This is a genomic window from bacterium (assembly GCA_035281585.1).
In the GTDB taxonomy this organism is placed as follows: domain Bacteria; phylum UBA10199; class UBA10199; order DSSB01; family DSSB01; genus DATEDP01.
Genome location: DATEDP010000027.1, coordinates 1 through 11542, shown reverse-complemented (window position 1 = coordinate 11542; position 11542 = coordinate 1). Strand labels below are relative to the sequence as shown.

The following is an 11542-nucleotide window of genomic DNA, read 5'->3' as shown; positions in this document are numbered from 1 at the left end:
GGAAGTCCTACAGGATGATCGATGCCGAGCTTAAAGCCTATTCCCCGGCCTTCGCCAAGCGGCCGCGTTGGGTGGTCTTCTCAAAAATCGATTTGCTCGGCGATTCGAAGGTATTACAAAAGGCCGAGAAGGCCTTCGCCGCCAAGAAGATCAAGACTTTTGCGATCTCGGCGGTGACCGGCAAAGGCTTGGATGCCTTGCTCAAGGCCCTGGCCAAGGAGATTTTGTTGTCATTCCGACCGTAGCGAGGGATCCTTGCGGTTTTCTTGGCGCCAAGTATTTCCGCAGGGATTCCTCGTCGCTTTGCTCCTCGGAATGACAGCGTGGTTAAATATGCGCTCTCAATTGAAAAAAAAGAAGCGTCTGGTGGTCAAGATCGGGAGCTCGATCCTGACCGATGCCGAGGGTCATCTCGATCCCAAGGTCTTCCAGCGCCTCGCCGCCGAGGTCGCCGAGCTCTGGGCCCAGGGTCGCAAGGTCATCTTGGTCAGCTCGGGCGCGATCGCCGCCGGCATGAAGCGGCTGGGCCTCGACAAAAAGCCCCACCAGATCCCGAAGAAACAGGCGATGGCCGCCGCCGGCCAGACCGCCTTGATGCACGAATACGAGAAAGCCTTCGCCAAGCATCGGCTCAACGTCGCCCAAATCCTCCTGACCCGCGACGACCTCGCCAACCGCCGCCGCTTCCTCAACGCCCGTCATGCCATCGCCGAGCTCCTGCGGATGGAAGTCATCCCGATCATCAACGAGAACGACACGGTCGCGGTCCATGAGATCAAGATCGGGGACAACGACAACCTCTCGGCTTTGGTCACCAATGTCGCCGAGGCCGATTTGCTGGTCATCCTGACCGACATCGACGCGGTCTACGACTCCGATCCCAAGATCAACCCCCAAGCCAAGCGGCTCGGCATCGTCGAAAGCATCGACGCCGCCTTGAAGAAAGGCGCTTCCGACACCCTGCGAGCCGGCTCGACCGGCGGGATGCGGACCAAGCTCGAAGCGGCCGAGAAAGCGGCCGACTACGGAGTCGTCACCATCATCGCCAATGGCCGCGAGGACCGGGCGGTGGCCCGGCTGATCGAGGGCGAAGACTTGGGGACGGTGATCCTGCCGCGCGGCGGTGACGACCGCCTCAAGGCCAAGAAGCATTGGCTGGCCTACAGCTTAAGGCCGCTCGGCGCCTTAGTCGTCGACGCCGGCGCCAAGGAGGCCCTGATCAAGCAGGGCAAATCGCTCCTGCCCTCGGGACTCAAGGCCATCGAGGGCGATTTCAGCCAGGGCGATCCGATCGACGTGAAGGTCGAAGGCGAGGAAGCCTTCGCCCGGGGCTTGGCCGGCTACAGTGCCAAGGAGCTGGGGCTGATCCGGGGCCAAAAATCCTCGGAGATCGAAAAGATTCTCGGCTACAAGTATTTCGACGAGGTCGTGCACCGCGACGACTTGGTTTTGCTCGGCGAGAAAAAGTGACCCCCCTTTGAAAAAGGGGGGCCAGGGGGGATTTTGCGGCGTTTGTTCTAGGAATAGAGCTTTGGTTTTTTTTGCAGCGGCTTTAAATCCCCCCAACCCCCCTTTTTCAAAGGGGGGGGGATGTTTAAGAGGTCTTATGCGTCGCTTCATCTTGCTCGCGGCACTGATTTTATTCCCGCTCTCAGCCTGGGCCCAAGGCGGCGAGACCGCCATCGTCAAGCAAGCCATCCAGCTCGAGCAGCAAGCTCCGGCCGACACCCAGTTCGCCGACCTCTACGAGAAGCTCAAGGCCAGCCCCCGCGATCCCCAGATCCACCTCCAGCTGGGCGACATCTATTTCGAAAGGGCGCTCTATGAGCTGGCCATCGCTTCCTATCGCCAAGCCCTGGCCTTTCAGCCCAAGCTGGCTCCGGCTCACGTCGGACTCTCCAAGGTGTTCCGCAAGCAGAAGCAGAACGCCTGGGAGATTGCCGAGATGGCGGCGGCGGTCGAAGACGAGCCGGAGAACGCCGAGCTTCGGCTTCGGCTCGGCACGCTCTACATGGAGCCCCAGCATTTCGACTACGACAAGGCTAAAAAGCAGTTCCAAGCCTTGAAGAAGATGAACTCGCCACTGGCCCTGGAGTTGGGCGCCAAGATGGGATTGGACTAATCCGGGGGCTTTTTGTAAATTCCCCTCATGCACCAAATCTTTACGTTGAGCTTCGCGATCCTTCTTTTCATTCCCGTTAGCCTCGCTTGGGCCCAACCCAAGGATAAAAGCGCCGTCGAGGTGGGGACTACGCCGACGCCCGGCGAAAGCGAAGCCCAAGTTCAGCGCGGTCTGCCCGAGTTCATGCAGGGCATCCAAAACGCGGTGACGGCACTCAAGAAGAACGATTTCGAAGGCGCCCAAGCTTCGCTGGCTCCGGTCCGCAAGACTTACGGCGACGTGATGAACACCCTGAAGAAGATCTCGGGCGACGAGGAGCGCGAGCTCGGCTTGCAGCGGATCGGCCAGGCCCTGGATGAAGCTAATTATGCCCTCGAGGCCCGGCGCAAGAAGGAAGCTCTCGATCAGCTGACTCAAGCCTATCGTCTGACCAAGACCCTCTCGCAAAGCCCGGTCCTCAAGCTCACCGCGACCAAGGTGGCGCTCTACAACGCCAATCGCGACATCCAAAACAAGAATTACACCGCCGCCGGCGATTCGCTGGGCCGGGCCATCGACAACATCACGGCGGTCGAGAACGACCCCGGCGTCAACCAGCAGGAATTGAGCTCGCTCAAGAGCTCGATCGTCATCGCCCACCAGCAGATCGTGCTGGGCAAGCAGGCCGACGGCACCTACATGAGCAAGCTCTATCAACGGGCCACCGCCGCCACCAGCAATGCCCTCTACCAGTACTACGACATGTGGACCCGGACCGCGGTCCCTTGGGAGCTCAACGAGTGAAGCGCGAGCCGATCGATTCGAGCAGCGCTCGCTCGGTCGGCTATGATCCGGAACGCGAGATCCTCGAGGTCGAGTTTCCCGACGGCGACGTCTACCGCTACTTCGAGGTCAGCGCCGAAGACTATGCCGATTTGCGGATGGCCGATTCCTTCGGCGAGCATCTCAACCATCGGATCAAGCCGTTTCATGATTATGAGCGGGTGTCTTTGTAGGGGCGGGCCTTGCGCCCGCCCTCGCGCCCGGATATTGTCGGTGGATGAGGCGCCCGCGAGGGGCGCCCCTACCGTGAGACGAACGGATTCTCCTTGAAGGCGAAGCGATAGGGCTGGTGCTCGGCCTTCCGGATCCCGATCCGGGTGGTGACTTCGATTTCCTGGTTTCGGGCTTTCGGCCGATAGCTGCCCGGCGGCAGCAAATAAAGCGGCTTTTTCTCCAAGTCGATCCCATTCATCTCGGGGCCGATCCCCATCGCGATGGTCAGCTTGCCCGGACCGTTGCAGAGCTCCCAGTCTTTCAGTTTTTTGCCGCCGATTTCGCGGCGCCGCTTCATCAGGTCCAAGCCCTCGACCGGCTCCAACGCCCGCACCAGGACGGCCTCGCCGACCCCCTTGGGCGCGGCGGTGACGTTGAAGCACCAGTACATGCCGTAAATGAAGTAAACGTAGCTGAAACCGGGAGGACCGAACATCACCCGGGTCCGCGGCGTCATCCCCCGATAGGCGTGGCAAGCCGGGTCGTCGTGAAGATAAGCCTCGGTTTCGACGATGCGGCCGGCGCAGAGCCCTTGCGGCGATTCGTGAATCAAATAAGTTCCCAGCAGCTCGCGGGCCAGTAAAAGAGTCGGCTGGGCGTAGAAGGCGCGGGGCAGGGGGTTGGGCGGGGTCCGGCGTTTGGGCATGGCTCTTGCTAAATAGCCCTCGTCTCGACGCTTGCCAAGCCCGCCGATTCTTCTAGAATCCCTGGCGTGATCAAACGGGAGCGTGAATATGATGGATGATGACGATCTCAGGGATTTGGTGAAACAGGTTGTCCGCGAGGTTCTCGATCAATACCAATCGCCGGTCGAGATGGCCGGAAAATGGGATGGCGGCACCCTGGTGCTGAAGCCCGGCGATTCCTCGCTTCAGCCCAAGGAAATCGATATCGAAGGTTTCTTCCATAAGATCGTGATGGTCCGGGACCGCTTGCGGGTCTTGGAGCAGAAGATCAACTCCAACGCCAAGCTCAGCGACGCCGAGAAGGTCGATATCCAATCCTACATCACCCGCTGCTATGGCAGCTTGACCACTTTCAATATCCTGTTCAAAAAAGAAGAGGACCGCTTTCAAGGCACCGGAGATAAGTGAGGGAGCGACGATGGGTTCATGGAAGAAAGCCGCGTTGGCGGCGATGCTGGTTTTGAGCTTGGGCGCCTGCGGCAACGGCGAGGCGGATTCGGAGGAGCCCGATCTCGGGGCCTCCGACGGCGCCGCTTTCGATCTCAATCTAAGCCTGGAATTGGCTCGGCTCTGCCTGCAATCCTATCAAGCGCTCGAGGATTTCCAGAACGGCCAACCCTTCGCTCTTCCGGCGCCCTACACCCTGGTGAAGGAATTCTTCACCAGCGAGCCCTATGAGGGCCAGAATTTCAGCGGCCAAGTGCCGATCGCCTTCGTCGCCACCCAGGGCTCGACGGTCTACGTCGTTTTCCGCGGCACCAAGACCATCACCGAATGGATCGCCGACGCCAAGATCGCCCAGGTTCGCTACGATTTCTTGGGCGGCCCCGGCTTGAGCGAGGAAGGCTTCACCGGCGTCTACCGGACCATCCATCAAGATATCCTCGACACGGTGAAGGAGCTGCAGGCCAGCGGGACCTACCAAACGCTCTATGTGACCGGCCACAGCTTGGGCGGAGGCTTGGCGACCTTGGCCGGCCCGGTCTATGCCCAGGATTCGGGATTCAGCGATCCGATCCTCTACACTTTCGCCAGTCCCCGGACCGGCAACCCGGTGTTCGCCGACCAAGTCTTCGACGCCTTGGTCAAGACCAGCTGGCGCATCGCCAACACCAACGACCTGGTTCCGACCGTGCCGCCGGTCGAGACCGTGATCTTCGTCGACAACCAGCCCCACACCTACTTTTACGAGCATGTCGACACCGAATTCGACTTGACCTTCGGCAATCCGGTCAGCGGACCGACCGACTTCACCGACATCGAGAACAACCACAGCCTCTGCAATTACTACGACAGCCTCTGCGACCAGACTTCCGATCCGGTCGGATGCAAGGCAGCCGCCGGCGGCGCCGACGGCTGCAACTAGATTAGAAACCGATCAGTGGCCGGAGCACTGGCCTTGGCCGCCCGGCTCTTCGCAGGCAGTGCAGCCGCTGGCTTCATCCTCGGCGATCGTCAAGCTCGCCACCGTCCGAGGATTCTTGGCATCGGGGCTCAAGGGATCGCCGGTCAGCACGATCATCGCGATCCGGTCGCTTTCCACGCCTTGTCCCGGCTTCAGGCCGTTGGAGCAGGAGACGAAATTGTAGTTCTTGCCCTTGGCGATGTCGCTAGCTTTGGTCGGGTGGACCTTGCTGGCCCCGCCTTTATAGAGGCAAGCCACGCCCCGGTTCCCTTGCTCGAAGGCCAGGCTCAGGAACTGGTTGCCGGCATTGCCCTCGACCACCGGGATCTGGGCCGGGAGGGGGAATTTCACCTTCCGGCAGCCGCAGAATTCACCGACTTCCCAATTCAGCGGCTTGTAAAAGAGCTTGGCCGTAATTTGGGTGTCGGCGCAGCAGTCGCAGGGATCGGTGGCCGGCTCGTCGCAGGCGTCGCCGATGCCGTCCTCGTCCTCATCGGCCTGATCGGGATTGAAGTCCTCGGGACAGTTGTCGGCGTCGGCGCAAGCTCCGTCGGCGTCGGCGTCGTTGGCCGGATCGTTCGGGCAATCGTCGGTCGCGTCGCAAGTTCCGTCACCGTCGCCGTCGGGCAGGGGGTTGTGGCCGCAGCCGCTCAGGCCGTCGCAGGAATCGGCGGTGCAGGGGTCGCCGTCGTCGCATTCGAGCGGAGCTCCCGACTGGCAGCCCAGAGCGGGCAGGCAGGTTTCCACGCCGTTGCAAGCGTCGCCGTCTTGGCAGTTGAGCGGAGTTCCACCTTGGCAGGCGCCGGTGCCGGGATTGCAAGTTTCGGCACCGTTGCAGACGTCACCGTCACTGCATTGGATCGGAGTCCCGGCCTCGCAGGCGCCGGAAACCGGATTGCAGGTTTCGGCGCCGTTGCAGGCATTGCCGTCGCCGCAGCTGACCGGCGTGCCGGGGAGGCATTGGCCGTTGCTCGGATTGCAAGTTTCGGTTCCGTTGCAGGCATTGCCGTCGCTGCAGGTCACCGGGCTGCCGGGGCTGCAAGACCCGTCGGCCGGATTGCAAGTTTCGGCACCGTTGCAAGCGTTGCCGTCGTCGCAGCTCACCGGGCTGCCGGGGCTGCAAGACCCGTCGGCCGGATTGCAGGTTTCGGCACCGTTGCAGGCATTGCCGTCGTCGCAATCGACCGGGTTTCCCGGCTGGCAAAGCCCTTCCTGACAGCTTTCGCCGCCGTTGCAAGCGTCGCCGTCGCCGCAGGAGCTGCCGTCGGGCTCGAGCTGACATTCGGCGTCGCAGCAATCGCCGTCGCTGCTATTGCCGTCGTCGCATTCCTCGTCGCCCTCGAGCTCGCCATTGCCGCATTCGCCGAGGCCGCCGCAGATCGGGACTTCGCTGCCGCAGTCGGCCAGGCAGGCCTCGCCCAAGTCGCAGATCGCGTCGCCGCAATAGGGCTCGAAGCAGTCCTCGGGGCAAGTGGCTTCGTTTTCGGAGGCGTCGCAAACGTAGTCGCCGCAATAGCAATCGGAGCAACTGTCGCCGGCTTCATTGCAGATTTCGCAGATCGCGTCGCCGCAAAAACCGCAATCGGCCGGGCAAGTTTGGGTGTCTTCGGCGCTGGAGTCGCAAATGTCATCGCCGCAGATTTGAGCTTGGGCCGGCACCGGGCCGAGACCCAGGCCGAGGATCCCGAATAGCAATAGGACCCAGAACAAAACGATAGGTTGATGGATTGGCCGCCGCACAATTCACCTCCATTTCTTTAATGAAGGTTAATTGGCGCCGCCGCGAACGCACCAAACGCCGTTGCCTTCGGTCTTGAGATCGCTGCCGAAATTGCCGGCGGGGTTGGCGGTCCAAGCTTCAGTGACGTCATTGTTTTCGGCTTGGTAGCTGGTCGCGGTCCAAAAACGGGTCCCGGCGGCGATGCCGGACAAATTGAAGGGATGGCCGGCGGGCAAGGCCGAGGCGAGGCCGCCGGGGTTGGAGCCGGTGACGTACATCAAGGAGTGGAGCTCCTCGACTTTGGGCAGCCGCCAGCCCAGCTCGTTGCTGGTCCCGTTGCCGACGAAAATGCAGCGCCGGTGGGCGCCGTACCAGGAATAGTTTCCGCCCTCGGGACTGCGGTCCCAAAGGAGGCCGGTCGAGCGGTCCAAGACCGTGTCGCCGCCGAAATCGGTAAGCACCACGAATCTTTGCGATACGTCGGTGATTTGGGTCCAAGGCTTGATGCCGCCGGCGAAGGCCGGCGCGGATGCCATCCATCCGAGGCAAAGCCCCAACAGAAAAAGCCCTGCTTTTTTTGGAAGCTGGAACATAGTTACTCCTTTGTTCAACAGCGGAAACCAGGATGAGTGGTATTTCTTAAAAGAAGAAACCGAACCGTACCAACCCCTGCCCCCATTTATGTTAGTACAAAATATTGTGCAATTGATCTCGAAAGCCTGTCAATGAGAGATCGAAGAAAAATCCCATTTTCGGTGGATAAGAGATCCTTGGCGAATTGCCTATGAAGCGGGCATGAATCACCGCAGCGTCGTCTCTTCCCTCCGGAAAATCTTGCCCGATCCGGGCCTCGATCCAACGCTCGTCGTTTGAACGGCTTCTTCACCAACGCCTGGGCCCTGAGGCCCTCACCCCTCCGGCCGCTGGTTTCGGGCGACGCCGATTCAGGTCAGTGACGATTGATTTTGACCACTGCCTGGACCCGATTCTGGACGCCCAGCTTTTCGAAGATGTGTTGGAGATGAGTGCGGATGGTTTCGGGTGAGATGAAGAGGCTCTTCGCGATCTGGGCATTGCTTTGGCCCTGAACCAGGCCGCCCAAGACCTCTATCTCGCGCTGGGTCAGGGAATAGAGGCTGCGCAATTTTTCGGAGTCGGCGAGGCCGGTTTGAGCGAGGCCGGTGCCGCGGTTCCGCGAGCTCAATTGGACCAGGACATAGGGCTCGCCGCCGCCGCGCCAACGCAGCAAGCGAAGCTCGGCCTCGGGTCCGAAACCGGGGGCTTCGCCCAGCCAAAGTTTTTCCGGTTTGAGCGCGAGGGCCTCCCGGCGGTCGGCACTGCCGCAAAGCCGGCGCGCGGCTTGGAGCAGGGGAAAGGGCGGGCCCTTTTCGGCGGGGAAATGCTCGCGCCAAAAGGCTTCGGCCGCGGCCGAGGTCCAGAGCAGCCGGCCGAGGCGATCCAGCGCCAGGCAGGGTTTGGATTCGGAATGAGCCAGGATCTCGTCGAAGAGCTCGGAGGATCGGCTGCTTTCCATTTGGCGGCGAACCACCGCGGCGAAAGAGGGCAGGATTTGGCTCAAGGCCGCGACGTGATCCCGGTTCCAATCGAGCTGGCGCCGCGACCGCGAGAGGACGATGCTGACGGTGCCGGGCGTCGCGCAATCGCCGATCACCAGATGGGCCTCGAGGACCCGCTCGATTTCGAGCGGTTTGGTGATTTCGTTGTAAAAGCCGGAGCTCTTGTATTTCTTGGGATCGACCAATTGGCTCATGATCGCGACCTGGGGTTTGCGCCGATGGCGGCGCAGCTCCTCGAAGGGATCGCTCTCATAATAGGCGCCGCGCCAGTATTGGGGGTAGGGATTGGGCATCCCCGGCGCGACGTATTCCTGGAGCTGGAGCTCTTCGCCCGGCACCACTTCGACGATGCTGGCCAGAGTGGCGTCGAAAGCCTCCGCCAGCTTGGGCAGGGCCACCGCCGTGAGATCTTTGAGGCTGGCCGACTCGGCGGCCGCGCAAACCGCGTCGAGGATAACGTTTTGGTGAACGCCGCCTTCGCTTTTCATTGCCCCTCTCTAGAATTCCAAGCATGCGCCAAGTGTTTCATCGGTTCAAGCAAATCTACGACGTTTAGGGGATACAAAATCCCACTTCCCGAGGATTAAAGTTCAGCATCGCCGGCTTCATGATCGGCCCATCATTCAAATAGGAGGTTCGTCATGAAAACATTCATGCGCATCGTGGTGGGGTCGGCCTTGGGCGTCCTGATCGCCCTGCCCAATCTTCACGCCACCGTGCTGAACGCGTGCAACAAACAGGCCTTGGTCGGCGAGTGGAACATCAACGCCACCGGCTATCTCTCGTTAATTCCGGGAGTCCCGTTTCCGATCACCACCGGCGATTCCTTGCCGGTGCTGGCCGCCGGTAAGGCGGTTTACAAGGTCCTGCCTAATGGCCAAGGCGAGGTCCGTGGCTTCACCACCGACGTCATCGGCGGCATCTCCGAAGTCGAAGTCCCCTTCGTCGGCGAGTACTCGATGGGCCTGAAGAACATCGGCGGGACCAACGTCTGCGTCGGCGACATCAAGCTCGAGTCTTTCCATGACGCCGAGCATGGCGGTCCCCATTGGCACTGCTTCCAGGTCATGCCTTCCCGGCTTTTCGAGGAGTTCAAATACATCTCCTATCCTTGCCCGGAGGGCTACCCGCAGGGCGGAGGCTTCGAGGCGATCCAAGGAATCTCGCAACGGGATAAGTTCTAAGACCGTTTGGCATCGAGGGTAAGGCACCGCCGCCCGAGCGAGCGCGGCGGTGTCTTTTTATCGCTCGAAACGCCGAATAAATTTGCTTCGCAAAACCCATCGAAAATAGCATGATCCGGTTTCATCTCCATGAAACCACGAGCGCGCTTTCGGCCAACCGTTTTCTGCCTCTCGTTGACCCTGCTTTGGCTGGGCACCGGCGCTTGCGTCAAATTCAAGCCCAACCCTTCGAGCAGCGCCGAATTCCTCCAGCGGATGAAAACCCAAACCCAGGGCGGCTTGGAGGTTTCGGCGACGGTCTTGGGCAAGAAGGAGAGCAAGGATTACTTCGGGATCAACCTCGAGAAGAAGCACGTTCAGGCGGTCTACCTTAAGGTCCACAACAAGGAAAACCGGTCTTATTGGCTGATGCCGATCAGCATCGACCCCAATTATTACTCGCCCAACGAGGTGGCCTACCGCCATCGGACCGGCCATAGCGGGGAAACTCAGCTGCAAATGAACGAGTTTTTCGAGGCCCAGCAGATGAAATACAACATCGGGCCCGGCGAAACCAAGGAGGGCTTCGTTTACACCAACGTCGATTTCGGCTCCAAGGAGTTCAGCGTCGACTTGCTCAGCCAGGGCGAATTGAAGCGCTTCCCCTTCATCGTTCCGGTGCCGGGGCTGTCGGCCGATTATCAGGAAGTCGACTTCGATGCCCTCTACCAGCCCTCCGATTTCCGCGACGTCTCCTTGGAGGAGCTCCGCCAGTCTTTGGAGGCTTATCCTTGCTGCACTGCCAAAAAAGGCAGCGAGGTTCACGACGGCGACGCCGTCAACTTGGTCGTGGTCGGCGATCTCGACGACCTCCTGACGGCCTTCGTCCGCCAGGGTTGGCGGGAAACCGCGGTCCAGGACAAACATTCCTCCTTGAAGTCCGTCAAGTCGCTGCTCTTCCACAGCCCCTACGTCAACGCGCCGATGAGCAAGCTCTATCTTTTCGACCGCCACCAGGACATCGCCTTCCAAAAGCCGCGGCGCTCGATCCATCAGCGCAACCACCTGCGGCTTTGGATGACGCCCTTGCGTTACGAGGGCAAGCACGTTTGGATCGGGACGGTGAGCCGGGATATCGGCATTCGTTTCACCCCCAAGGCCTTTCTCTTCATCACCCACAAAATCGATTCGGACATCGACGAGGCCCGCGATTTTCTGCTCCAGGACATGATGATCGGGGACGCGGTGGGTTATGTCGGTCTGGTCAAAGGGGTCGGTGAATTCCCGGTCGAGGCCCCCCATAAGAACTTGATGGGCGACAGCTGGTACACCGACGGCCTGCGGGCGGTGATGGTCATCACCGACGGACCCACTCCGCTGCTGAGCACCCAGCCGCTGCCTTGGGAAACGCCGATGGGCCGCAGCAGCATCCGGCTCGACGCCCTGGTCAAGGATTCGGCTCCGGCGAAAGGCAAGAAATCGCCCCGGCCTTGAGCCTCACTTTTTAGCCAGCGAATCCAAGGGGCCCTTCGGCAATAACCATGACTTCAATTCGGAATAAGGGATGAGCAGCTCGGTCGGCCCGTCGGCGTAAGAAGCCACTTCATAAGGGTTGAAATAGAAGATCAACCCCTCGGGGCCGGCGGCGAAATTCTCGTTGAGCCGGAATCCATTCTCGAAAGTGAAGCCGGCATCGTTCAAGTCGGTCTCGGCCGGCAGGTCCCGAGCCCGGCGAAAAGCCTTTTCGCCGAGGGCTTGGATCGGCTCCTCATAACCCGGCTTCAGCCAGTCGCCGAGACCGTAGGGTCGGCCGTCTTTCGGATTGTAGCTGCGA

General features: G+C 60.8%; 14 protein-coding genes. 9 read left to right on the top strand and 5 right to left on the bottom strand.

Going from position 1 to position 11542, the window contains the following annotated elements; all coding sequences use genetic code 11:
- From VJR29_01880 to VJR29_01860, 5 genes are all read left to right on the top strand, one after another.
- Positions 1–245: hypothetical protein (locus tag VJR29_01880; GenBank protein ID HKY62143.1), on the top strand; the 245-nt coding region annotated here is incomplete at its 5' end.
- 88 nt (positions 246–333) lie between these two features.
- Positions 334–1470 carry a glutamate 5-kinase gene (proB, locus tag VJR29_01875; protein HKY62142.1) on the top strand — a complete coding sequence of 379 codons (1137 nt, stop codon included), beginning with the start codon at positions 334–336 and terminating at the stop codon, positions 1468–1470.
- A gap of 136 nt (positions 1471–1606) precedes the next feature.
- A complete protein-coding gene (locus VJR29_01870; protein ID HKY62141.1) occupies positions 1607–2122 on the top strand; it encodes a tetratricopeptide repeat protein in 516 nt (171 codons plus the stop codon).
- Positions 2123–2149: 27 nt separating this feature from the next.
- A complete protein-coding gene (locus VJR29_01865; protein HKY62140.1) occupies positions 2150–2905 on the top strand; it encodes a hypothetical protein in 756 nt (251 codons plus the stop codon).
- A complete protein-coding gene (locus tag VJR29_01860) occupies positions 2902–3117 on the top strand; it encodes a KTSC domain-containing protein (protein HKY62139.1) in 216 nt (71 codons plus the stop codon). Before VJR29_01865 ends, VJR29_01860 begins: the two co-directional genes overlap by 4 nt.
- 68 nt (positions 3118–3185) lie before the next feature.
- On the opposite strand, the gene VJR29_01855 is transcribed toward VJR29_01860, so the two are convergent.
- Positions 3186–3803, bottom strand: a complete 618-nt coding sequence (locus VJR29_01855) for a DNA-3-methyladenine glycosylase (GenBank protein ID HKY62138.1) — start codon at positions 3801–3803, stop codon at positions 3186–3188.
- Positions 3804–3891: 88 nt separating this feature from the next.
- Here VJR29_01855 and VJR29_01850 point away from each other — a divergent pair, with 88 nt between their 5' ends.
- Both VJR29_01850 and VJR29_01845 read left to right on the top strand, forming a co-directional pair.
- Positions 3892–4251, top strand: a complete 360-nt coding sequence (locus VJR29_01850; GenBank protein ID HKY62137.1) for a hypothetical protein — start codon at positions 3892–3894, stop codon at positions 4249–4251.
- Positions 4252–4261: 10 nt separating this feature from the next.
- The gene (locus VJR29_01845; protein HKY62136.1) at positions 4262–5209 is read left to right on the top strand and encodes a lipase family protein; all 948 of its coding nucleotides are present in this window, start codon (positions 4262–4264) and stop codon (positions 5207–5209) included.
- 12 nt (positions 5210–5221) lie between these two features.
- On the opposite strand, the gene VJR29_01840 is transcribed toward VJR29_01845, so the two are convergent.
- The 3 genes from VJR29_01840 to VJR29_01830 all read right to left on the bottom strand — a co-directional run bounded on the left by VJR29_01840 (position 5222) and on the right by VJR29_01830 (position 9033).
- A complete protein-coding gene (locus tag VJR29_01840; GenBank protein ID HKY62135.1) occupies positions 5222–6988 on the bottom strand; it encodes a hypothetical protein in 1767 nt (588 codons plus the stop codon).
- Between the two features lie 27 nt (positions 6989–7015).
- Positions 7016–7561: a DUF1566 domain-containing protein gene (locus VJR29_01835; GenBank protein ID HKY62134.1), complete on the bottom strand. Its 546-nt coding sequence runs from the start codon at positions 7559–7561 to the stop codon at positions 7016–7018.
- 356 nt (positions 7562–7917) lie between these two features.
- Positions 7918–9033 carry a LuxR C-terminal-related transcriptional regulator gene (locus tag VJR29_01830; GenBank protein HKY62133.1) on the bottom strand — a complete coding sequence of 372 codons (1116 nt, stop codon included), beginning with the start codon at positions 9031–9033 and terminating at the stop codon, positions 7918–7920.
- Between the two features lie 153 nt (positions 9034–9186).
- On the opposite strand from VJR29_01830, the gene VJR29_01825 reads away from it, so the two are divergent.
- Entirely contained in the window at positions 9187–9729 is a 543-nt protein-coding gene (locus tag VJR29_01825; GenBank protein ID HKY62132.1) for a hypothetical protein, read from the top strand.
- A gap of 129 nt (positions 9730–9858) precedes the next feature.
- A complete protein-coding gene (locus VJR29_01820; protein HKY62131.1) occupies positions 9859–11202 on the top strand; it encodes an LssY C-terminal domain-containing protein in 1344 nt (447 codons plus the stop codon).
- Between the two features lie 3 nt (positions 11203–11205).
- Here VJR29_01820 and VJR29_01815 read toward each other — a convergent pair.
- The coding region (locus VJR29_01815) for an RsiV family protein (GenBank protein ID HKY62130.1) at positions 11206–11542 on the bottom strand (337 nt) is incomplete at its 5' end.